This is a genomic window from Flavobacterium muglaense (genome assembly GCF_014305155.1).
GTDB classification, from domain to species: domain Bacteria; phylum Bacteroidota; class Bacteroidia; order Flavobacteriales; family Flavobacteriaceae; genus Flavobacterium; species Flavobacterium muglaense.
Map to the genome: position 1 here is coordinate 1 of NZ_JACRUK010000055.1, position 24,718 is coordinate 24,718.

A 24,718-nucleotide genomic window follows, 5' to 3' on the forward strand; every position below is an offset into this window, starting at 1 on the left:
AAATCCTATTATAAGCGCTTTTTTAATCTCTAGAAAACGACGTTAATCAAAATATGCGTAGTTTTTCAGTGCCCTCTTGAAAAATTGGGTCTTTTTTTTGTTCTATAAATTAATCCAGATAAAGTCTAGTGCCACTAAAATGCTACTTAAATTCTCAAATAAGACACTTAGTTATTATTTTGTACAAAACGCTTGTTGAAATAGTTTTAGGTTGCTATAAAGGCTCAAATTTGTAGCTTTGTGTGTTGTGTTAACGATGGCGGTGGAAGAACTCTTTTGAATGTGCTTTGTGTTACTAGATATGTAAAAAGATAGTAAGCGGGTAGATGATTGGTCTGTTCGACTTGGTAATTCTTTGGGTATAAGGTTTTATTCTTGAATAGTTAACATTGTCTGTGGAAACGCGGCGGTTTGTCAGAATAAGAATTACGATATAGCGCGAGTAAAATAGTTGGGTGACGAGGCACAATGCTGTTGCAATCTTTTAATAGAAGCCATAAAAAAAGCTCCAACCAAGTGGTTGAAGCTGTATGTTGAGAAAAATAGGAGTTACAATTATAGTTCTGTTTTTGTTTTCTTGGCAGTAAATATAAAATATGCGCCAATTAAAATAAAGGGAATACTAAGCCATTGTCCAGTTGATAGTATGTTTCCTAAAGAAGTTTCAAATCCACCTTGGCTTTCCTTTACAGATTCAACTACTATTCTTACACTAAAAAGCAATACTAAGAAAAGACCAAATAAATAGCCTGATTTAAGTCGCGCTTCGGTTTTCCAATACAAGAAGAATAAGGCAGCAAACACAAAAACGTAACAAAACGCTTCGTACAATTGGGCAGGATGCTTTGCAGGTACTTCTGCTAATAAATTAGCAAACTGGGGATTATTTACTATCGCGTTATATGCTTCGTTAGAATTTGGCATTTGTGTAGCATTAACTGCGTCTCGAGGACTAAAATGATCCCTTACAAATCGGATTCCAAATGATGATGTTGTTTCTTTACCTACAATTTCTGAGTTGAAAAAATTCCCTAGTCGGACAAATATGGCTCCACTTGCTACCGCTATAACTACACGATCTAGGATCCATAATAAAGGTCTTTTTAGTACTTTTTTACTAAAGAAATACATAGCTAGAATGATTGATATCGCAGCGCCATGGCTAGCTAATCCTTGAAAACCAGTAAATTCCCATCCGTCTATTAGTCCAAATAAACTTGCAGCGCTATTTTCTCTAATTGGTAGTAATATTTCGACTGGATGATTGCGAAAATATTCCCAATCGTAAAAAAACACGTGCCCTAGTCTTGCTCCAATTAAGGTTGCTAAAACGGTCCATACAAACAGAGAGTCTAGTTTTTCAACTGATTCGTTCTCACGTTCAAAGATGTTTTTCATGATGTACCAGCCTAATCCAAAAGCGATTACAAACATTAAACTGTAAAATCGGATAACGAAAAAACCAAGGTCTATTCCTTCCGCTGGATTCCAAACAATATTCAAAGTCTGTGTCATTTATTTTTTATTTGTTGTAAAAATACATTTTTGTTTAAAGTGTATTATGAAATTTAAGTTAAAGCTTTGTAGGCTCATGATGTTTGCATTTCTTTTTCGGAACGGGATCATAGCCTGTTTTTCCCCAAGGATGACAGCTTAAAATCCTTTTTATTCCTAAAAAACCGCCGTAAAACAAACCATGAATCTTCAATGCATCTATCATATAGGTGGAGCAAGTAGGTTCAAAGCGGCAAGCTGCAGGCGTTAAAGGTGAAATGACTATTTGATAAAAACGAACAACTACTAAAAGCGGAAATATTAGAATTTTTGATAGTATAATTGTAAGCTTTTGCACAAGATTGCTGTTTTTTGGTTGTCATAAACGTTCTTAAATAACGTGGTTAAACGCTAAAAGTAGTTCCTTCTTTACCGTCCTTCAATTGAATACCAATAGCAAGCAATTGATCGCGTATTTGATCAGACAATGCAAAATTCTTGTCGGCTCTCGCTTGATTTCTCATGGCAATAAGTAGATTGACAGTTCCTTCTAGTTTGTTATTACTGTTAGCAGATGCGTTTTCGTCCTCTAGTCCTAAAACATCAAATACAAAGGCATGCATCGTTTTGGTAAAATCAGCTAAGTCGGCAGCATTTAAGGTTTCTTTATTATCGTGCAATAAATTTACATAACGCACACCTTCAAAAAGCTGAGCAATTAGTATAGGCGAGTTAAAATCGTCATTCATTGCTTCGTAACAAGCTTGTTTCCAGCTCGCAATGTCAATAGTGCTTTTGGTACTGGCGCTTATGTTTTTAAGGCTGTCCATAGCTTCCATTAATCTTTTATAACCTTTTTCGGCAGCAACAATAGCATCGTCAGAAAAGTCAAGAATACTTCTATAATGTGCTTGTAACATGAAGAAACGCGCAACCGAAGCGGAGAAAGCTTTGCTTAAAATGCTGTTGTCTCCTGTCAAGATTTCTCTTGGTAAGATATTATTACCAGTAGATTTTGCCATTTTCTTACCGTTTAGAGTAAGCATATTAGCATGCATCCAATAATTTACAGGAGTTTGTCCTGTGCAAGCTTCGTTTTGTGCTATTTCACACTCATGATGTGGGAATTTTAAATCCATTCCGCCACCGTGAATATCAAAATGATTACCCAGATATTTGGTGCTCATAGCTGTACATTCAAGGTGCCATCCCGGGAAACCGTCGCTCCAAGGCGAAGGCCATCTCATGATATGTTGTGGTTCGGCTTTTTTCCAAAGCGCAAAATCTTGTGGATTTCTCTTGTCTGATTGTCCATCAAGATCACGCGTATTAGCAAGCATGTCTTCAATATTTCGACCACTTAATCGTCCATAATGATTGGTTTTATTGAATTTTACCACATCAAAATAAACGGATCCGTTAGCTTCGTAACCTACACCCGAATCAATAATTTTTTTGATAATTTCAATTTGTTCAATAATATGACCAGTTGCTGTAGGCTCAATACTTGGTGGTAAAAAGTTAAACGCCTTCAAGATGTCGTGAAAATCTACAGTGTAGCGTTGTACCACTTCCATAGGTTCCAGTTGCTCTAAACGGGCTTTTTTGGCAATTTTATCCTCACCTTCATCAACATCGTCTACAATATGCCCCACATCAGTAATATTACGTACGTAACGCACTTTGTATTCTAGATGCAATAAATACCTAAAAATAACGTCAAAAGACATGAAAGTCCTCACGTTTCCAAGGTGTACATTGCTATAAACCGTTGGGCCGCACACATACATTCCAATGTTTCCTTCATTAATAGGCACAAAAGTTTCTTTTTCTCCCGAAAGAGAATTGTATATTTTCAGTGTTTGACTTGTATATAAAGGCATGTTTGTTTTTTAGAAGCTAATCCTGCTTTCCGTTGCAATCTTTTTATTTTTAAAGAAAAAATAAAAAGGATTTTCACTTCAATCAGGGCTAGGCATTTGATTATTTGATTAACAGTCTCGTTTTATTAAAACTTAGTGTCTAGTTTTATGTAATCCAAAAACTCTCTACGTGCTTGTGGTTCCTTGAATTTCCCTCCAAATTCAGATGTAACGGTACTACTTTCAATATCGTTAATTCCTCTCGAGTTTACACATAGGTGCTTTGCATCAATTACACAAGCAACATCTTGAGTTCCTAGTGCAAGTTGTAATTCTTGAACAATTTGCATAGTTAAACGTTCTTGAACTTGTGGTCTCTTTGAGTAGTATTCAACAATACGGTTCATCTTTGATAGACCAATAACTCTCCCATTTGAAATATAAGCAACATGTGCTCTACCAATAATAGGTAATAAATGATGCTCACAAGTAGAGTAAAGTGTAATGTTTTTTTCAACTAACATTTCACCGTATTTGTAATTATTGTCAAATGTAGATGCTTTTGGTTTTTTCTCTGGATTCAATCCGCCAAAAATTTCTTTTACAAACATTTTAGCCACACGATTTGGTGTGCCTTTCATGCTGTCATCAGTCAAATCCATCCCAAGTGTAAGTAGGATACTTTCAACATCTTTTTTTATTTTTTCAATCTTTTCTTCGTCAGTAATTGCAAAAGCATCGTCTCGAACTGGATTTTTTGCACATGAGCCAATATGATTATCTCCTATTTCGTCATGAATTTCTTCATTATGTATCATTAAAAGGTACTATTATAGTGGGTATATATTTTTAGGCTGTAAAGATAATTAATAAAAACTAAAGAATTTCTAAAGGTTTTAATAATATGTGCTCGGTATAAATGGGTTGATACTAATCGAGACCTATTATAGGTGCTGTTATAATAACAAAGGCAATAACTAAAATCTAGTTATTGCCTTTGTTTTGAGTGTGTTGTACAATTAATCGGTAAGTGGAGTACAACTATTTTTACTTGTATTTCTTCAGGATTGACAAGTATTATTTTGCATTATAAACTGTAATAGCTTCTTTCAGAATTTGTACAGCAGTAATTAAGTCTTCTTTTTTCAATACGTATGCTATTCGTACTTGGTTTAAACCAACTCCCGGAGTAGAGTAAAAACCAGCAGCAGGAGCAACCATTACTGTTTCACCATTAAAGTCGTACGATTCTAGTAACCATTGAGCAAATTGATCGGCATTGTCAATTGGTAATTCAGCGATACAGTAAAAAGCGCCTTTTGGAGTAGCTACTTTTACGCCTTCAATTTTATTCAATTCAGTGATAAGCGTATCTCTGCGCTCTCTATATTCTGATATTACTTCGTCAAAATAACTTTGAGGAGTATCTAGAGCAGCTTCACTAGCAACTTGAGCAAATGTTGGAGGGCTTAATCTCGCTTGCGCAAATTTCATTGCTGTAGCCATAAGTTCTTTGTTCTTTGAAACAATACAACCAATTCTTGCTCCACACATACTGTATCTTTTTGAAACCGAATCAATCATGATTGCGTTTTCTTCCAGTCCAGGAATGTTCATTACAGAGTAGTGTACATCACCATCATAAGTGAATTCTCTATAAACTTCATCAGCAATCAAGAATAAATCGTGTTTTTTTACAATTTCAGCCAATTGCATGATTTCCTCTTTCGAATACAAATAACCAGTAGGGTTACCAGGGTTACAAATAAGGATTGCTTTTGTTTTTGGAGTGATTAATTTTTCAAAATCAGCGATTGGAGGCAAAGCAAAACCACTGTCAATGGATGAAATTACAGGAACAACATTCACACCAGATGATGTTGAAAACCCGTTGTAATTTGCATAGAAAGGTTCTGGAATGATGATTTCATCCCCTTGATCCATAGTACTTCCCATGGCAAACATTAAAGCTTCTGATCCACCAGTTGTGATAATGATATCTTCGGTTTCAATAGGTAAACCCGTTTTTTTATAAAATGCTGAAAGTTTATTTCTATAGCTTTCAAAACCTGCAGAGTGGCTGTATTCTAATACTTCAACATCGAAGTTTTTCACAGCATTTATAGCTACTTCAGGTGTTTTGATATCGGGTTGACCAATGTTTAAATGGTATACTTTGTTTCCTTTTTTCTTTGCAATTTCAGAAAATGGAACTAATTTACGTATCGGTGACTCAGGCATTTGAGCGCCTTTTTTAGATATTTTTGGCATAGTTAGAATTATTGAAATGCAAAATTGCGAATTTTTTTTTAAATCCAAGACGGTTGTTTCCCTTAATTATTGTTAAAAACGCAATATTTGTCCCAAAAAACAGTAATTTTATAGAAAGACCTTTCTATGAGAAAAAAATCCTTCTGCTTTTTTTTATTTCTATATAGCTTTTCTTTTTTTGCCCAAGACGGTTTTCGTTTTGTAACCAAGCGCAATAAAGTGAGTATTCCTTTTAAATTAATTAATAATTTGGTTTTTATTCCATTACAAGTGAATGGGGTAGAACTAACATTTCTGTTGGACTCTGGGGTTGAGGAAACAGTGCTATTTAGTCTTGAAGAGAAAAAAGAATTGCGTTTTAAAAACATAGAAAAGATTAGATTAAGGGGGCTTGGCAGCGAGGAAGAAATTGAGGGTCTAAAAGCAACGGGCAATTTAGTAGAAGTAAAAGGGCTAGAGGCTCGGGATCATTTATTATATGTTATTTTGGATCAAAATTTTAATTTGTCGTCTCATATCGGAATTCCCGTTAATGGTATTATAGGGTACAGTTTTTTGAAAGATCATTTAATCGAAATCAATTATGCCAAGAAAAGAATTACTTTATACAAAGAAACCATTAAAAACCGCCGAAGAATAGAGCGGAGATTTGAGAAAGTCCCCATTACGATCGAGAGAGCAAAACCGTATTTAGTCGCTAATGTTAGTACGGGCTCGGTTGAAACTCAGTCTAAATTATTGATTGATATTGGGAATAGTGATGCAGTATGGCTTTTTCAAAATGCATTAAATAAAATACAGGTTCCTCAAAAAAGTTTTGAAGACTATCTGGGTAAAGGTTTTAGTGGTGATGTGCACGGAAGCAGAGCACGTATTGGTTCTTTTTCAATAGCCAATTTTAAATTTAAGAACGTCATAGGTGCCTTTCCTGATTCTAGTTCGGTCCAACATGTTAAGATGGTTTCGGGTCGCATTGGTTCTGTGGGTGGCGAGATATTAAAAAGATTCAGACTGGTTTTTGATTATTCGAATAATATTTTATTTCTCAAGAAAAACAGCAATTATGACGCGCCATTTGTGTACAATAAAAGTGGGGTAGAAATAAGTCATACCGGCATGCAGTGGGTGCAAGAAACGGTTCAGCTTCAAACCATACCCATCGTTGTGGATCCTTATGAAAGTAGAGGAGATAAAAAAACATCTGAGTTTAAATATAAATTTCAATTAAAGCCAGTCTATGAGATCACAAGTGTAAGGAAAGACTCGCCTGCAGCAGTTCAAGGATTGAAAAAAGGGGATGTACTCATCGCTATAAATGGTCATGCTGCTCATCGATACAGCCTACAGGAAATAACTTTTTTTCTAAAAGCAGAAGAGGAAAAGTGGATTACTATTGACATTGATCGAAATGGAATGCCTCTAAAATTTAAATTCCAACTCCTTAATATTTTGTAAAAAAAAAAGCACCTCTTGAATTGGATATCAAGAGGCGCTTGCAGTAATAGGTTTGAAGCGTTAGTTTGCAACCACTTCTCCTTTAATTTTCAACGGAATTCTACCATCGTCATAATTGGTAGCATTAGACTCTACTGTAATTGTTTTCCTGATAGGACCAGGAACCATATTGTATTTTACTTCAATTTTAGAAGATTTCCCAGGTAAAATGGTGTCCATTTGTTTTGATAAAATCGTACAACTTGATGTTGATTGTACTGAAGTAATGATTAAAGGCGCATTTCCTGTGTTTGTAAATACAAAAGAGCGTATTCCATTGTCATTTGCTTTTGATATTGTTCCGTAATCTATAGTGTTGTTTTCATCTTTAAAGTCAATTTTAGCACCGTTTTGTGCAAATCCAAAACTACTAAAGATTATGACTGCGATTACTGTTGCTATTTTTTTCATTTTAAAATTTATTTAATAAAGTAAATATACTTTGTTTTAATTAGAGCACAAATTTTTATTTCGCTTTTTATAGTGTACTTAATTATTTACTTTTGTTCCCTCTATGAAATACAATAATTAGACCAAACTATTTTTTTTAAATCGTTTGCGAGTTACACATCTGCTAATCAGTGTATTATTTAGAAATTAGAAATGACTTATAACGATTAAACATATCCACGATACAATGACAATTCCTGCACAATTTGACGCTAAGACGATTGAAGATAAATGGTATGCTTACTGGATGGAAAATAACTATTTCCACTCAGAGCCTGACCACAGAACACCTTATACTATTGTAATTCCACCACCCAACGTGACTGGAGTCTTGCACATGGGACATATGTTAAACAATACCATTCAGGATGTTTTGATTCGTCGTGCACGTCTTAAAGGCTTCAACGCTTGCTGGGTCCCGGGAACGGATCACGCCTCGATTGCAACAGAAGCTAAGGTGGTTGCCAAATTAAAACAAGAAGGAATCAATAAAGCCGATTTGACTCGTGAGGAGTTTTTAAAGCATGCTTACGACTGGACTGACAAATATGGTGGTGTAATTTTAGAGCAATTAAAAAAACTAGGTGCATCATGTGATTGGGAGCGCACTAAGTTTACTATGGATCCTGATATGTCAGCATCTGTTATTCGCTCTTTTGTAGATTTATACAATAAAGGTTTGATTTACCGTGGGTACCGTATGGTAAACTGGGATCCTGAAGCCAAAACGACTTTGTCTGATGAAGAAGTAATTTTTGAAGAAAGACAAGGTAAATTATATTTTATCCAATATAAAATTGAAGGATCGGAAGATTTCTTGACAATTGCAACGACGCGTCCTGAAACTATTTTTGGAGACAGTGCTATTTGTATCAACCCAAATGACGAACGTTTTACGCACCTAAAAGGAAAGAAAGCTATTGTTCCTATTTGTGGTAGAGTTATTCCTATTATCGAAGATGAATATGTTGATATCGAATTTGGAACAGGATGCCTAAAAGTGACTCCTGCTCATGATATGAATGACAAAACGCTAGGAGAGAAGCACAACCTTGAAATTATTGACATCTTTAATGAAGATGCTACAATGAACAGTTTTGGTTTACATTACCAAGGAAAAGATCGTTTTGTGGTTCGTGAAGAAGTAGCCAAAGAGTTGGAAACAATTGGTGCTTTGGCAAAAACCGAAACACATTTAAATAAAGTGGGAACTTCTGAAAGAACAAAAGCAGTAATCGAGCCAAGATTGTCAGATCAATGGTTCTTGAAAATGGAAGATTTAGTAAAACCAGCGATTCAGTCGGTATTGGTTGATGGGGATATTAAACTACACCCAGCTCGTTTCAATAATACCTATGCACACTGGTTAAACAACATCCGCGATTGGAATATTTCACGTCAATTGTGGTGGGGACAACAAATTCCGGCTTATTTCTACGGAGATGGTAAAGAGGATTTTGTAGTTGCTGAATCTATCGAAGAAGCATTAGTTTTAGCAAAAAGTAAAACTTCTAACGACTCACTTCTCACTACTGACTTAAGACAAGATGTTGATGCCTTAGACACTTGGTTTTCTTCTTGGCTTTGGCCAATGTCGGTTTTTGGTGGAATAATGGATCCGGAAAGTGAAGATTTTAAATACTATTACCCTACAAATGATTTAGTTACGGGTCCAGATATTTTGTTTTTCTGGGTAGCGAGAATGATTATTGCCGGTTATGAATATACCGATAAAAAACCTTTTACAAATGTGTATTTGACTGGTTTAGTTCGTGACAAACAAAGACGTAAAATGTCTAAGTCATTAGGAAACTCACCTGATCCATTAGACTTAATCGAGAAATTTGGTGCCGATGGTGTTCGTGTAGGATTGCTTTTAAGTGCTTCTGCAGGAAACGACATTATGTTTGATGAAGAATTGTGTAACCAAGGAAAAGGGTTTACCAATAAAATTTGGAATGCATTTAAATTAATCAAAGGTTGGGAAGTATCTGATTCTATTCCGCAACCAGAATCATCTAAGGTAGCGATAGAATGGTACGAAGCGAAGTTGCAGCAAACTTTAGTTGATATTGAAGACAACTTTGAGAAATACAGAATTTCGGATGCTTTAATGGGGATTTACAAATTAGTTTGGGATGATTTCTGTTCCTGGTTTTTAGAGATGATCAAGCCAGCATACCAGCAGCCTATTGACAGCGTAACTTTTGCGAAAGCGATAGAAATGCTTGAAAACAACTTGAAATTATTACATCCTTTTATGCCATTCTTGACAGAAGAAATTTGGCAAATAGTAGCTCCAAGAACAAAAGAAGAAGCACTTATCGTTTCGACTTGGCCGGAGATGAAACCGTTTAACGCGGCTTTAATTGCTGATTTTGAAAATACGATGGAAGTAATTTCTGGGGTGAGAACGATTCGTAAGGACAAGAACATTCCGTTTAAAGATGCGATTGAATTAAAAGCAATCAACAACGATATTGTATCTACATATTTTGATTCGGTTGTAATCAAATTAGGAAATATCACATCATTAGAATATGTTACAGAGAAAGTAGATGGCGCGTTATCGTACCGTGTGAATTCAAATGAGTATTTCATTCCGATTACCGGAAATATTAACGTTGAAGAAGAAATCGCAAAACTGACAACAGAATTAGAATACACAAAAGGATTCTTGAAATCAGTTCAAAATAAATTAGCAAATGAGAAATTTGTGGCTGGTGCGCCAGAGAAAGTGTTGGCAAACGAAAAACAAAAACAAGCCGATGCCTTGGCAAAAATTGAAACTATCGAAAACAGTTTGGCTGGATTGAAATAAGATTTTTAATTGCTATCAAACAGCAAACCCGACTTATATTATAGGTCGGGTTTGTTGTTTTTTGTAGATAGGGATACAAATCTGTAATAGGGTTAAGAAAATCTAAAATAGATTTGTATCGATAATATGATTTTAAAAATTATCACGTCTTATAAAAAGAAGTAGCCAATAGAAACTTGTGCTACACCATTTTTATTGGTAAACGTATTTGTTTTATTAATGTTAGCTAATCCAACTTTATAACGTAGACCAAAATTAAGTCCGTTGTCTAGTTTGTATCCTAATCCTGCATTAACACCATAATCTAAGGAACGGAATGAGTCCTTTACATTAACACTTTCTTGTTTAGCAGATAATAAGAACCCGATTTATGGCCCCGCTTCTAGACTTAGTCCTTTTGTGACGTAGTATTTCCCCATTAATGGAATGTTTAAATAGCTTAGCGCTACCGTATTGCTACTTAAAGAAAATCCTTGGCCAGAAAATAGAGCTTCAGGTTGAAAAGAAAATTTTTCAGTAAGTGGTATTTCGGCCATTACACCATAATGTAAACCTGTTACGGTTTCGGGGTTTGCTGTGTAATTCCCACTAACTGAGGCAAAGTTTAATCCTGCTTTAACACCAAGTTTAATTGCTTGTGCGTTACCATTTAGTAGTCCGAAAACGGTTACTACAGCTGCTAATAAAATTTTTTCCATAATTTAAAAATTTAAGATTTATAGGTCAAATAACCTACTTTATTTTGGATGAAAAAGTTGCTTTAAATTAATTTTAACAATGATTTCGCTATATTTAACATAAAGTTTTATTTATAGTCCATTTTTCTTAAAATTAAATTAATAAAACACTTAAAAAGAGTAGTTTGTACGCTGTTGGAAGGGTTTTGCTTACAAACAAAAAGCAAATAAAAGAGATGTGTTTACGGAAAAAAGAAGGGGGTTAAAAACTGTTATTCACGAGCGAACTAGGATTGTGTTTTATTATTATGGAGGGCATCCTATTTCCTTCATGCCGGCTAATTTTTAATAATTTTATCGACTAACTACATAGTGCTTGTATTTTAAAGAGTATATATTCCTTTAAACGATTTATTTGTATGTACAAATGAAACTCACTTACTTTTGTACTTTAATTCTCAAATACCACAAGAGCAAAACATGAAAAATATATTAGATCCCATTTATAGAAAAGACTATTTTGACGGACATACCAAAGGGTTAAATCCTTTTGCTACCATTAAAGGACGAAAAAAAGCGGCTTTTATTGCTGGTTTTAATTCGGGTCGTTTAGAGTACGAAGGAATGAATGGTTTTATAAGTCAAGGAATTCCAAAACGTATTGTAACTGAAAAAGTTCTAGAAGATTTTCTAGTAGCAGGAATGTTTGGTTTTTCAATCGAAACAGATGAGTATACTACCCACCAAATTAATGTGATTTCAAAATGGTATCAAAGTGGAATCGAGAAATACGATCCAACGCAGCACCATAATCTCTATGAATTATTAGAAGAAAATGGAATTGAAATAGAGTAGTCTTTCTTTTTTAAGAAATTGAACTAAAAAATCCGTGATAATGCAGAGGCATCATCACGGATTTTTTTTGATAGGATTATTTTTAACCAAATAAAATTAAAAACAATAAAGGAAATACAACACCAGCAACGGCTAGTTTCCAGCCTCGGTTTTTCCAACTGAATTTTCCAGCTTTAATCATTATGGTTCCTGTAAGAGCAATTATAATTAAGCTTAGTGCAAAAATATCAGAATAATATATCCAGAAATTAGAGGTGTTCTTGTGTAATGACATGGATTGACTAAGGATTGGAGTCTTGAAGAAAGATACTATTTCTCCTTTTCCAGTTTTAAGGTCAATTTCGACATCATGATTTTCGAATGAGATTTTATAAGTTCCTTTTTTAACCATCTGGCGTCTCATTTTGTCTTGTATTCCTAATTTTTTACCTAAATCTTCGGCAAAGTCCTCGTTGAGTTCTTTTTCTTGCGGTAGCACTGTGGCAATCGCTTTAGTTTCGGTAGTGTATTTTTCAGGATGCCATGATTCTCTGTGGTTCATCATCAAGCCTGAAAAAGCAAAGGAAACAATCAATCCGATATAGAAATAACCTAAATCACGGTGTAAATTTCTAAAGTTTAATTTTTTCATGAGTACAATACTTTTGAAATTGAATATTTAGAATTTATATTTAAGCGAAGTCAATACTTGACGTGGAGCAATTGGGTTAACACTATAATTCTCGTGAACGGTGTAATTCAATGTATTGGCTACGTTTGATAATTTGCATAGAAGTGAAAATTTACCCCATTCATATCCAGCTGATACATCTATAGTTGTGTAATCGCTTAGCGGGATTTCTCTATCATTAATAGTTTGTACTTGAGTTTTTGAATCTATAACAATTTGGTTGTTCCATCCACCTACACGCTGTCCTATATAATTTCCAATTGCTCCAATTGATATTCCTTTAAGGACACCTGATTGTAAAGTATAGAAAAAGCTCATGTTTGCCGTATTAGCAGGAGTTCTAGCCAATCGGTCTCCTTCAATAAAACTTCTGTTTAGACCTGATGTTTTTGTGTAACGCATATCATTGTAGCTGTATCCTGCGTTGATGCTTAAGCCTTCAATGGGTCTTGCTGTAAGGTCAATTTCAATTCCTTTACTCGTTGTTTCTCCGGATAAAACTTTGATAGACGAATCAGTATTATTAGAACCATCGGCTTTAAATTCGGCTGTTTGTGCTAGGTTACTGTTTGTAATTTGGTACACTGTAACGTTTGTACTGAATAGTCCTTTCCAAAAATCTTTTTTAATTCCCGCTTCGTATTGATCGATTATTGAAGGTTTAATTACTTTTAAGTCTACTGTAGTTCCTGTGTTAGGTGTAAATGAATTGGAGTAACTAGCAAATAATGACATGTCCGCAGTAGGTTGGTAAACCAATCCTATTTTAGGTGTAAATGCTTGGTCAATTCTAGTTTGGTCTTCGGTAATTGTTACTGGTGTTTTTGTGAAATCAGTGGTTTCAGCTACTGATTCTTGCCATGACCAACGCAAGCCTGCTAATACTTTGAATTTATTTGTAATCGAAATTAAATCTTGTGCATAAATTCCAAAACGATTGGTATCTGTTTTTACAATTTTAGTATTGGTAGCATCTGGAATGGCTCCGCCTTGATCAAAGTTGGCAAAATCTAAAATAGAACCAGACCCGTACGTAGTTGGGGAAAAAGTAAAGGTATAAGCTTGAACGTATGAGTTTTCGAAATCAACACCAGTAAAAATTTGATGTTTTACTTTTCCCGTAGTAAAGCAACCTTGTAGGTTAATTTGTTGACCGATAATTTGTTCCAAGTTTCTGTTTTGTCCTAATGGTCTACTCCAATTTCCGTTAGCTGCAGGCTGAATACGTTCTGTACCTTTAGAGTCTCTGTTGTAATCTTGAAAAGAGGTATTGAAGTTTAACTTCCAATCTTTATTAAACTCGTGTTTTACTAAACCAGAAACGCTAGATTGTCTCGTTTGTCCATTAGACCATGTAGCTCCTAAATACGTACTACGTGGTAGCGCTACAATTTCTTTTCCTATGATTCCCGTACCAAAGTCTGGTGTCCAGTTGTCATGTAAATAGTCTCCTTGCAATACAATTTCGGTTTTATTGCTTACTTTAAAGAGAAAGGAAGGGTTAATATAGTAACGTTCTTTTTTAACAACATTTCTAAAACTCTCTGAGTTTTCATAAGATCCAGTGAAACGATACGCAATGTAGCTGTTTAATGGCCCATAAATATCAATAGAAGGCTTGTAAAAGGCATAACTTCCGGCTTGCATGCTTATTTCTCCTCCTTGTTCGAATGAAGGCTTTTTAGTAACCATATTCATGATTCCACCTGGAGCTACGTTTCCAAACAATAGCGCAGCGCTCCCTTTTAAAATTTCTACTTTTTCTAAAGAAGAAACTTCTGGGATGGAACCTCCGCTAAAACGGAAACCATTTTTGAACATATTATTAGATGTCATATCGTATCCTCGAGACCATACAGATTCTTGTGCACCACCTCTAGCCGAACCGATATAAGCACCGTTTACATTTTTTATTACTTCGCTTAAGCGGATCGCTTGTTGTTGTGTGATGATGTCGTTTCCTATTATTTGGATACTTTGTGGGATGTCCATTGGTTTTAAGGTCAATCCCGAAAGTACATTTTCTTTTTTCTTATTCGTACTTCCTTTAAAGATGATTACAATTTCTTGCAAGGATTCGATGTTTTCTTGCAATGTAAATGAGACATTAGTAACAGTATTGGCGGTTACTTTTATTTCTTTAGATTGTTTTTTTAATCCTTCTCCTTCAATGATCAAAGTGTGTGTGCCTACTGGGAAATTTTCAAATCTAAAAGTTCCGTCTTTTGAAGTTTCACTGGTGTAAGCTCCCTTGGCTAATTTGATAACAATTTCTTTTAAAGGATATCCATCTGCTGATGTTATTTTTCCTTGTATAATGCCTTTTTCTTGTGCGCTTGCAAAAAGGGTGACAAATAATAATAACGCTATAACTCTAAGTTGGGCTTTCATTTTATTTAGATTAATTAAAAATAATAGTACAAATATAGAATGTGTTTTTGAAATCACAAAGCTTATTTAGACTAAATATTAATAATATTTTTAACTTGATTTTAAGAGTTTGAAAATCAGTCGCTAATAGGCATAAAAAAAACCTTGTTGTTAGCAAGGTTTTTTAATAAGGTCGATATGTATTTACTGTGTTTTCTTCATCTCATATTTTTCTGAGCTGGGTTTTCCAGCTTGCGTCCCCGATATTTCAGCAGTTATGCTTCCGTTAGAAAGGTTTTTATAGCTAATTTTTTGAGGGTAATCATGTGTAGGGTTTTCAAATACCAATTCGGTTTCTGTGTTGTTAGTCATTTTGAACGCTACTGGTTTGTCGTTGTTTTGTCCTTTAACGGTGGCTGTATAAGTGAATTCATCCCCTGTTTGTTGCAATTGTATGGTTTCAAAATGAATAGTGTCTTTTGCTTTTATGAAGTACGATTGTCCTTCGAAAGTGCTGTCGTTTACTTTAGACCAAATTTCTTTTAAGCTTCCTTCAGCCGATTTGTTTTCCCAAGTTCCCAGCAACCAGCGAGAAGATTTTATTTTTTCTTTTTCGGCATTTTCAGCTGAATTAGATTTTTTGCATGAAGCAAAAGTCACTATAAGGAGTAGAAGAGTAATGTTTTTTAACATGATGATTCTAATTGTTTTTAGTTGAACGAATACAAAATTAGGAAAAATAAACGCAACTAGCCCAGATAAAAGCGGCATCTCCCGATTTAGAAAAACAAGGCTTTTTTCTAGCCGTAGTTTTTATTAGCGGGAATATAGCGTCCCGAAAGCTTTCGGGAGCTGGAAATAGCTCCTAAAAAAAAGTGTTCTAGAAATTTTCTTTTAAAATAGTATGCACTAATTCTTTAGTTGGTTTTTGGTCTTTTAATTTTTCACGTACCAGATCAAAGGGTATTTTAAAGTCACAACCTTCCTTGTACGCACTACAACCATAAGCGGTATTGCCTTTTAGTACGGTTCCTTTTTGACATTTGGGGCAGGCGAGTGTATCAGCAGTTTTTGCTTTAGAAGGAGTAGGAGTTGCCGTCTTTTTTTGTTCTAAAACTAAACTGAAATCAGTGTCAAAGCGCAATAAACCTTCCATACTTCCAGTATCTGTTTTAAAATCTTTTAAGTTTACGGTTGAGCCTTTTTGAAGCAAACGCAAGTATTGGTTTTCGGATATTTTTTTATTGGCAAAAGTAAAAGGCAGTACAAAGTTGCATCCTGCTTTATAATTGGTGCAACCGTAAGCCGAATTTCCAGTTAAAAGAGTACCCTTTGTACATTTAGGGCAAGTTTCTGCATTGATCCCAGCGGCTTTCTTTTTCTCGACTTTGGCTGCTTGTTTTTGAACGCTTCCCGCATGCGAAATATTAGCGCGCCTTGTTTCACTGCGTACTTCATACACCAAGGCATCGACCATGCGCTTCATGTTATTGATGAAGGCTCCAGCGGTAAAGGTCCCTTTTTCGATGTCTTTTAGCTGTTTTTCCCATGAACCGGTAAGTTCTGCCGATTTGACCAATTCATTTTGAATCGTATCAATCAACTGAATGCCAGTAGGGGTGGGTAAAACTTGTTTTTTATTCCTAACAATATATTGGCGTTTGAACAAGGTTTCAATAATATTTGCTCGTGTAGAGGGTCGACCGATGCCGTTTTCCTTCATTAATTCTCGCAAATCCTCATCGTCTACTTGTTTTCCGGCGGTTTCCATGGCACGTAGTAAGGTAGCCTCTGTAAACTGATTGGGCGGTTTGGTTTCTTTTTCTAAAAACGAAGGTTGGTGTGGGCCTTTTTCGCCTTTTATAAATGAAGGCAGAATGTCGGCTTCTTTCTCTTTGGCGTTGGGATCCTCAAAAACAATGCGCCAGCCTTTGCTTAAAATTTCTTTACCCGTGGTTTTAAATAATACTTCGGCAGCTTGACCAATAACGGTAGTATTGGCTACTGAACAATCATCATAAAAAACGGCTATAAAACGTTTTGTGATAATATCGTAAACCTGCTGTTGGTTGTACTGCAAGTTCGATTGGATTCCGGTAGGAATGATCGCGTGGTGATCAGTTACTTTTTTATCATTAAAAACTTTAGTCGATTTTTTAATTTTTTTTCCTAAAAGTGGTTCAGTCAAAGTAGCATAGTTGGTTAACTTTTGAAGAATTCCGGGAACTTTAGGGTAAATATCGTTTGGTAAAAAGGTAGTGTCTACTCTGGGATAGGTCACTACTTTTTGCTCGTATAAGGTTTGTACAATTTTCAAAGTTTCATCTGCCGAAAACCCAAACTTGGTATTGCAATATACTTGCAATCCTGTTAAATCAAATAGTTTAGGAGCAAACTCGTTTCCTTTCTTTTTCTCGACAGAAACGATTTCGAACTCACTTTCTTGGACTTTATTTGCCAGAACTTCTCCATCTTCTTTTTTTAGAAAGCGACCATCTTCATAGCTAAAAAGGGTTTCTCTATATAAGGTTTGTAATTCCCAGTACGGTTGCGGTTTAAAATTTTCTATTTCTTTCCAGCGATCTACCACCATTGCGAGTGTAGGTGTTTGCACACGACCAATAGATAAAACTTGTTTGTATCCGCCATGTTTTACAGTGTACAAACGGGTGGCGTTCATGCCTAGCAACCAGTCACCAATAGCTCTAGAAAAGCCGGCATAGTATAAATTATCGTAATTGGCAGATGGTTTTAAGTTATCAAAACCTTCCTTAATGGCTTCGGTTGTAAGTGATGAAATCCATAATCGTTGCACTTCGCCTTTGTAATTGGCTTCGTTCATTACCCAGCGCTGAATCAGTTCTCCTTCTTGTCCAGCATCCCCGCAATTGATTACCAAAGTAGCTTTGTCAAACAATCCTTTAATGATTTTAAACTGCTTTTGAATACCCGAATTCTCAACTACTTTCGTCTCAAATTTTTCAGGAAGCATGGGTAGGTTATTCAGATCCCAACTTTTCCAGTAGGGTTTGTAATCATTAGGTTCTTTTAAGGTACATAAATGACCAAAAGTGTAAGTCACCGCATAGCCATTCCCTTCATAATAGCCATCATGTTTGGTATTAGCTCCTAATACGGATGCAATTTCACGCGCTACACTTGGTTTCTCGGCAATACAGACCTTCATTTTCTTCTACTGATTTTGAGGGCGCAAATTAGGAATTTAGAAATTGGTATTAAAAGGAAAAAGGCAGGAGTTATGAACGGTTAAGGGAACAGCTGTTTTCTTGAACCGAATGTACTGTGAATTTTTAATTAAGAACACCCTCAATTTTGTCACTTTGACTAAGTAAAGAGTCTGAGCGAGAGACTTTACAAAGTATTTCTGTTTGACTTATTAAAACTATTTTTTAATAGCTTCAAGTTCGTTTCTATAAAGCAGTAAAGCTAATCCGCTGGTAAAAATCACACAGCTCACTAACATTAATGGACCACTTTTTAAAACAAAATAGGAAATACCTACAAATGGCCCTCCTATTATGACCATTAAACTACTAATGGTATGTGTTTTAATGAAATTTATGGCGTGTGTCGCTAGACCTATAAATAGGAGTGATGGGCCTATAATAACAAAAGGGTATACTATTAATGGTGTTTGACTTATTTGCACACTTAACTTTTCGCTACCAATCGCATCATTGCCAAAACTCCACATAATAAAATCGATAGTACAAAGTCCGATATGCGCAATAATGCCCAACGTGGTTAAGACACAAGCAAAGGTGTTTAGGCTGTTTTTAGGAAACACATTATTAAATGAAAACAGCAGTACAGCTCCAATTAAGTTGAACCAATGTGCAAGATCGATGTGTTTTTGAGTATTTAATGAAATTAATGCAAAGAACACATAACTTGTCACAAAAAAGAGAAGTCCTAAAGTAGCTGCTGTTTTTGGTTTTAGCATAATTTTTATTTGTTTTCGACTGTTTTTCACTACCAATCGTAGAAGTGAATTGGAAACTATTTGTTGTCATTAACAAGCAATTTTAATGAATTGATATAATCTGTATCAAATTCAATTACTCTTACTTTACTGTTTTTAAAAGTCATGATGCCTTCAAACTCTCCTTCTGGATTTAAAAAATCCATAACTAGTACTTGGTCTGAATACTCCATTAATTTCCCTAAGTAAACTGCTTTATCCGACTTTTTAGCAATTTGAAAAATTCCGTATTTATGGGCTAAAAAAGTGATAATGGCTTCTAAGTTAGTAAGCGGAATAATCTCTTCGGCACTGGTTTTTAATCCTTTTAGTTTAATGACTTTCTCCGTGAATTCATGATCCTTGTCTTGAATGATTGCTTTTACATTTTTGTTTTTCAAAATAGTAAAACCATCAATGATAAAATCGACAGGATTATTTTTTAGAAGAATCCAGTCTTCCGTCCAATCGATTAAAAATCCTGTAAAAATGTCTTTTTTGTCTTCGAATTCAATTGAGATCAATTGACGTAAATATTTGTCCATAATGATTGTTGCGTATTGTGTGTTTTTTAAAGTATGAATGTAAGGATATAATTTTGAGAAACAAATTTATTTAATTTTTAGTGGAGTAGATTAATAAAGTATTGCGAGACTAGATTAGGTGTTTTGGTTTGACAGCGCTTCGCAAAGAAAAAACATAAAGTTGCGCAAGGGGGTTTAAGGCATAATACATCCATCTTGTCATCCCGAAGTATGAGGGATCACATCCCGTATATCCGTTAAGATTAGTTATTAGATTTTATTTTCTTGTCCATGCCATTTCTTCAATCTATTTCCACAATTTATTTCCATAATCTTGTCATCCCGAAGAATGAGCAATCTCATCCAGTATATCCACTTAGATAATTTATTGGTTTTTATGTGATTGTTCAATCCATTTCTTCAATTTACTTCCATAATCTTGTCATCCCGAAGAATGAGGGATCACATCCCGTATATCCGTTTAAACGATTTGTTAGATTTGCTTAGATAGTGCGATTGCTTCGTTCCTCGCAAAGACTTTGATTGTGGAATTGTATTGCTTGCTCTGTTTGTGCTACGAAGTCGTGAGACTTCGTAGAGCTGGGTGTTTGAAGATATGATATAATAAATAGGCGCATAAAGCGGAAAAGAAGTATAAAGTTTTTGACGGAATTAATGAAATTGGATATAGTAGAATAGTAATCATTGTTTTGTCTTTGATTTTTTTATAGTAGCTAGGTAGTTTGTTTAGATATATAACTAGTCTTAAGTTATTATCAATATATGTTATAGCAACAATATTCATACAATTGTCAATTATTGTTATAGTAGCAATCAAAGGTGGCTATTTAAAATTCTATTTTAAATAGCATAGGTAATATACTATATAAGAAAGTCACCAGAAAAATCAAACCCCAAAATAAAATTTCATCTTCTCTTTGATTTGTAAATGCCATTTTATTTAATAATTTATTGAACTATATATGACAAAGTATCTACTTCGGATAATCTAAAATATCCAAAAGCAAAATTGGCACTTTTAGTTTGATTGATTATATTTCCTCTAACTACTGCTGGAATTGTTGAAAATGGATTTCTATCATTTCCCGATGCTATTAATATTTTTTTGAAGTAATCGTGAAATCTTTTTGATGTTCCGAATAATTTTATAAATACAATATCTCCAGATTTTAAATCTTTTTGAGTGTAAAATAGTGATATTAGGTTTCCTTGATTTAATTGATCACTGCTTACATCAAATTTAGGGAAGACAATATGACTTGTTGTAATACTATTCAAATAAAAATTGTCTTGAGTCCCATCGTCTTGATATGAAAATTTAATTTCAATTTCGTCTCCAGCAAAACCACCATTATTATTTTGAATTATTGTTTTCTGAATTACTGGAGTAGCTGTTAATGTTTCGGTAGCCTTGTATGTTTCTCCATTTAGGGTAACTGTCAATGTATAGGTTTCTCCAATAATGGGTTGGAAATTATTACACTTATACTCTCCAGTATTTGGAGTTTCTGTAAAATTAAAAACGGTATTTGCAGTATTGGTTACAAGAACGGTTGCTCCGGAAACGGTTGGAAATTGGGAACTGTAATAGCCTGTTGAGGTCGAGAGTTTAATTTTTTGTTCGTTACCTTTTGTGTTTTTTGCCCAATCGATCGATGCGTCAATTACTAATTTAGGTTGTGCTGTGTCTAAATTTACATTAATTACATCTTCGCAACCTGTTAAAAACAAGCCGATTGCAAGTATTAGTATTGTTTTGTATAGTTTCATATCGTATGGTTTTTTAGTATTTAAAATTTAAAATTATATGTTATGCCAGGAATAATTCCGAATATTGAAGTTCGTTTAGCTTCATTTTCTCCAGAAGTTTCATTTTGACTAAAGAAGTACGAAGCTGCATTACTTCTGTTGTAAACATTGTAAATGCTAAATACCCATTCTCCTTGCCAACCTTTTTTCTTGTCTGGTTTTGGAATATAAGTCGCTGAAATATCTAGATGATGATACGCCGAAAGGCTATTTTTATTTCTTAAACCATAATTTGCAACTGTAACGCCTTGATACTGGTATTTACCATTTGGAAATGTTGCCGCTTTACCTGTTTGGTAGGTAAAAATTCCACCAAAAGACCATTTTTCGTTAAATTCGTAAGCAGTGGTTACTGACAAATTATGAAGTTTGTCAAAGTTAGCGCGATACCATTCGCCATTATTAATTCCTGGCTCATCGGCAGTTCTACCAGATGTTCTTTGTTCGGCTTTTGATAAAGTATAAGAAATCCAACCGTTTAGTTTTCCCGTATTTTTTTTGAGCATAATTTCTAAACCATACGAGCGTGCTTTACCATTTAAAGTCACTTTTTCTAATGCGTCATTTGCAACTAAATTAGCACCATCAATATAGTCAGCCTTATTTTTTATTTTTTTGTAAAACGTTTCTACCTCTAATGAGTATTTATCGTCTTGAAAATTTTGAAAATAACCAATTGCTACTTGGTCTAAAATTTCAGGTTTTAAATATTGATCACTTGGAGCCCAAATGTCTAGCGGTGATACTGATGCTGTATTGGAAATTAAGTGTACATATTGACTCATTCTATTATAGCTTGCCTTGAAAGATTGATCGTTGTTTAAAGAATATGCCACAGCTAAACGTGGTTCAAGATTATCGAAGCTTACAATTTTTTTGTTTTTGCCATAATTTGTGATACCCGTTGGTATTGCTTCTTCATAAATTTGTAACTCTTGATTAAAAACTACGGGTTGATTATTCAAATAAGTGTTTAATTTTTGTTGCCCTAATCGTTGAAAATTGCTATATCGTAGGCCATAATTCAAGGATAATTTATCCGAAATTTTTTGTTCAGCACTAATGTATAATGCGTTTTCAAAAGCATATTTATTAGCAATTTGGTCAGGGTTAATAGTTGAAGACGCATCAAGCGGACTAATTGTACCAGGGTTAAATTTGTAATAAATAGAATTTAAACCATAATTTAAAGTCAAATTATTCGAAATATAATTTTTAAAATCATACTTAAAATTGTAGTTTTTTACATCTGATTTCCAATTAAGACCGATAAGTTTTATTTTCAATCCGTAGTTATAATTGCTGTAAATGGCCGACGCAGTAGAAAATACTTTATCTGAAAATATATGGTTCCAACGTACATTTAATATGTTATTTCCATAAGTGTTTTCAAAACTATTACCGAAATTGAGATTGTCATTACCTAAATATCCTGATACAAAAACGTTGTTTTTATCATTGAATTTGTAATTGAATTTTGTATTTATATCGTAAAAAGAGACTCTTTTTGCATTCTCTGCCATTCGCAAAAATAAATTGACATAAGAAGTTCTAGCAGCAATAACGAATGAACTTTTTTCTTTAACAACAGGGCCTTCAATTAGTAAACGACTTGATATTAAGCTAATTCCACCATTGATATGGAATTCTTTATTATTTCCTTCTTTTTGATAAATATCTAAGACCGAAGATATTCTACCGCCAAAATTGGCTGGAATTCCTCCTTTGTATAATTTTAAATCTTTGATTACATCGGAATTAAAGACAGAGAAAAATCCGAATAGGTGTGAGGTATTGTAAATAATTGCTTCATCTAATACAACAAGATTACCATCAACTGAACCACCTCTTACATTAAAACCAGTAGCGCCTTCTTGAGCATTAGTTACTCCTGGTAATTGCAAAACCGATTTTAAAATATCGACTTCTCCCATAACAGCAGGCATTTTTTTGATAGTTGCAATTGATAGCTTATTAGTACTCATTTCGGGTTTTCGAATGTTTACTTTAGTTTTATTGGTTTTAATAACCACTTCATCCAATGATTTGCTGTTTTCAATCATTGAAAAATTCTTTTTGGTGTTTTGAGTTAATGAAATTGATTCTTTAAAACTTTCGAACCCTACATAGCTAATAATGATGGAATAATCTCCTTTTGGCAATGTAATTGAATAAAAACCATAAGAGTTTGTGCTAAAAGAAACTTTAGCTTCTGGAATGATAATATTTACTCCAATTAACGTTTCATTATTAGACTTGTTTGCAATAGTTCCACTCAACGTAACTTTATCCTGAGAGTATGCTGAACACATAGTCATAAGAATAATTAAAATAAAATGCTGGATTTTGATTTTCATTTACTAAAATATTTAAATTAAATGATTTGTATTTTTTTTTGCAAAACTATTGTATTATGGAATTGGCTTTTTTTGAATTATACCAAACTGATTATCTTTTATAGGAAAACATATTTTATGACTACTAAAAGTTTTGAATACCATTATAAATAGAAATCACCTTGGTTTTTTTGTATAAAAAGAAACCACTTTTGTATAAAATATTATTTGTAAAAGTTTTATGCTTTACATTTGTTTGAAATATATTTTATTGATTATGAGTGAAACATTACGTAGAGAATTGATTGATAAAAACTTAATGCTACAGTTTTTTATTTCATCGAAATATAGATTCTACAGGCATTTGATAATGATAGTTTTTATCGGTCTTGCAATTTATTACAGTAAGCCAGAGTATCCAGAAGCTAATGAAACTATTAGCCAAATAATTGCTTTACTACTATTTCTAGTATTGGTTTATACCAATATGTATGTACTAGTACCAAGACTTTTGTTTAAAAATAAATATGCTGCTTATTTCTTATCGGTTATTGTTGTTATTTCCATATCAGGGATTATTGATCTAATCTATAAATTTATTTATGATGAAGGAGTTAGATTAGACCCTAATAAAGAATACCTAAGTTTTTTACCGCTTTCTTTTACCATAATTGTTTTTGTTTCTGCTTCTGCTGCAATCAAATTATTTCAAAGATGGATGCTAGATACTCAATTGATAACCGAATTAGAACAAGCCAATGCAAATGCCGAATTAGAACAATTAAAAAATCAAATCAATCCACATTTTCTTTTTAACATGCTCAATAATGCTAATGTATTGACCAAGAAAGACCCTGAAAAAGCATCACAAGTTTTAATAAAATTGAGTGATTTATTACGTTATCAATTGTATGATAGTGCGAGAGAAAAGGTTTTACTAACTTCTGATATTCATTTTTTAGAAGATTTCTTAAATTTGGAAAAAGTAAGACGAGATAATTTTGATTTTTTTATTGGTCCCAAAAATAGTTAAAACTATGCACTTTAGTGCATTTCGCTTTTAGCTTCTAAAAATGTACATT

General features: G+C 33.9%; 19 protein-coding genes. 4 read left to right on the plus strand and 15 right to left on the minus strand.

The genetic code is table 11. The features are described from left to right. Positions 1–555: 555 nt before the first annotated feature. From lgt to H8R24_RS15530, 5 genes are all read right to left on the minus strand, one after another. Positions 556–1,515 (minus strand): prolipoprotein diacylglyceryl transferase, encoded by a 960-nt coding sequence (gene lgt, locus H8R24_RS15510; protein ID WP_187020908.1) that lies wholly within the window; start codon positions 1,513–1,515, stop codon positions 556–558. A 58-nt stretch (positions 1,516–1,573) separates the two neighbouring features. After that, positions 1,574–1,834: a membrane protein insertion efficiency factor YidD gene (gene yidD, locus H8R24_RS15515; RefSeq protein ID WP_187020911.1), complete on the minus strand. Its 261-nt coding sequence runs from the start codon at positions 1,832–1,834 to the stop codon at positions 1,574–1,576. A gap of 64 nt (positions 1,835–1,898) precedes the next feature. Next, the gene (gene cysS / locus H8R24_RS15520) at positions 1,899–3,377 is read right to left on the minus strand and encodes a cysteine--tRNA ligase (protein ID WP_187020906.1); all 1,479 of its coding nucleotides are present in this window, start codon (positions 3,375–3,377) and stop codon (positions 1,899–1,901) included. Between the two features lie 125 nt (positions 3,378–3,502). Beyond that, positions 3,503–4,174, minus strand: a complete 672-nt coding sequence (gene folE, locus H8R24_RS15525; RefSeq protein WP_187020903.1) for a GTP cyclohydrolase I FolE — start codon at positions 4,172–4,174, stop codon at positions 3,503–3,505. 259 nt (positions 4,175–4,433) lie between these two features. Continuing rightward, entirely contained in the window at positions 4,434–5,627 is a 1,194-nt protein-coding gene (locus H8R24_RS15530) for a pyridoxal phosphate-dependent aminotransferase (RefSeq protein ID WP_187020901.1), read from the minus strand. A 126-nt stretch (positions 5,628–5,753) separates the two neighbouring features. On the opposite strand from H8R24_RS15530, the gene H8R24_RS15535 reads away from it, so the two are divergent. Continuing rightward, complete coding sequence (locus H8R24_RS15535; protein WP_187020900.1) at positions 5,754–7,082, plus strand: retropepsin-like aspartic protease; 1,329 nt, start codon at positions 5,754–5,756, stop codon at positions 7,080–7,082. A gap of 60 nt (positions 7,083–7,142) precedes the next feature. Here H8R24_RS15535 and H8R24_RS15540 read toward each other — a convergent pair whose 3' ends face one another. Then, positions 7,143–7,532 (minus strand): DUF1573 domain-containing protein, encoded by a 390-nt coding sequence (locus tag H8R24_RS15540; RefSeq protein WP_187020899.1) that lies wholly within the window; start codon positions 7,530–7,532, stop codon positions 7,143–7,145. 226 nt (positions 7,533–7,758) lie between these two features. On the opposite strand from H8R24_RS15540, the gene H8R24_RS15545 reads away from it, so the two are divergent. Next, positions 7,759–10,392 carry a valine--tRNA ligase gene (locus H8R24_RS15545; protein ID WP_187020898.1) on the plus strand — a complete coding sequence of 878 codons (2,634 nt, stop codon included), beginning with the start codon at positions 7,759–7,761 and terminating at the stop codon, positions 10,390–10,392. Positions 10,393–10,760: 368 nt separating this feature from the next. Here the strand turns inward: H8R24_RS15545 and H8R24_RS15550 are convergent, their stop codons facing one another. Continuing rightward, the gene (locus tag H8R24_RS15550; RefSeq protein ID WP_187020890.1) at positions 10,761–11,090 is read right to left on the minus strand and encodes an outer membrane beta-barrel protein; all 330 of its coding nucleotides are present in this window, start codon (positions 11,088–11,090) and stop codon (positions 10,761–10,763) included. Between the two features lie 459 nt (positions 11,091–11,549). Here H8R24_RS15550 and H8R24_RS15555 point away from each other — a divergent pair, with 459 nt between their 5' ends. Next, positions 11,550–11,924 carry a hypothetical protein gene (locus H8R24_RS15555; RefSeq protein WP_187020887.1) on the plus strand — a complete coding sequence of 125 codons (375 nt, stop codon included), beginning with the start codon at positions 11,550–11,552 and terminating at the stop codon, positions 11,922–11,924. A gap of 82 nt (positions 11,925–12,006) precedes the next feature. Here the strand turns inward: H8R24_RS15555 and H8R24_RS15560 are convergent, their stop codons facing one another. The 8 genes from H8R24_RS15560 to H8R24_RS15595 form a co-directional block, all read right to left on the minus strand. Then, positions 12,007–12,555 (minus strand): PepSY-associated TM helix domain-containing protein, encoded by a 549-nt coding sequence (locus H8R24_RS15560; RefSeq protein WP_187020885.1) that lies wholly within the window; start codon positions 12,553–12,555, stop codon positions 12,007–12,009. A gap of 27 nt (positions 12,556–12,582) precedes the next feature. Next, complete coding sequence (locus tag H8R24_RS15565; protein ID WP_187020882.1) at positions 12,583–14,985, minus strand: TonB-dependent siderophore receptor; 2,403 nt, start codon at positions 14,983–14,985, stop codon at positions 12,583–12,585. Positions 14,986–15,168: 183 nt separating this feature from the next. Next, the gene (locus tag H8R24_RS15570) at positions 15,169–15,657 is read right to left on the minus strand and encodes a DUF6265 family protein (RefSeq protein ID WP_187020880.1); all 489 of its coding nucleotides are present in this window, start codon (positions 15,655–15,657) and stop codon (positions 15,169–15,171) included. A gap of 187 nt (positions 15,658–15,844) precedes the next feature. Further along, on the minus strand, positions 15,845–18,151 hold the full coding sequence (locus H8R24_RS15575; protein ID WP_187020879.1) for a type IA DNA topoisomerase: 2,307 nt from the start codon (positions 18,149–18,151) through the stop codon (positions 15,845–15,847). A gap of 216 nt (positions 18,152–18,367) precedes the next feature. Beyond that, positions 18,368–18,928, minus strand: coding sequence for a hypothetical protein (locus H8R24_RS15580; protein ID WP_187020878.1), 561 nt, complete (start codon positions 18,926–18,928; stop codon positions 18,368–18,370). Between the two features lie 56 nt (positions 18,929–18,984). Next, on the minus strand, positions 18,985–19,491 hold the full coding sequence (locus H8R24_RS15585) for a hypothetical protein (protein ID WP_187020877.1): 507 nt from the start codon (positions 19,489–19,491) through the stop codon (positions 18,985–18,987). 948 nt (positions 19,492–20,439) lie between these two features. Further along, positions 20,440–21,261, minus strand: a complete 822-nt coding sequence (locus H8R24_RS15590) for a DUF4249 family protein (RefSeq protein ID WP_187020876.1) — start codon at positions 21,259–21,261, stop codon at positions 20,440–20,442. 20 nt (positions 21,262–21,281) lie between these two features. Next, positions 21,282–23,657, minus strand: coding sequence for a TonB-dependent receptor (locus H8R24_RS15595; RefSeq protein ID WP_187020874.1), 2,376 nt, complete (start codon positions 23,655–23,657; stop codon positions 21,282–21,284). Between the two features lie 256 nt (positions 23,658–23,913). On the opposite strand from H8R24_RS15595, the gene H8R24_RS15600 reads away from it, so the two are divergent. Beyond that, positions 23,914–24,669: a sensor histidine kinase gene (locus H8R24_RS15600; protein ID WP_225876845.1), complete on the plus strand. Its 756-nt coding sequence runs from the start codon at positions 23,914–23,916 to the stop codon at positions 24,667–24,669. Positions 24,670–24,718: the final 49 nt, after the last annotated feature.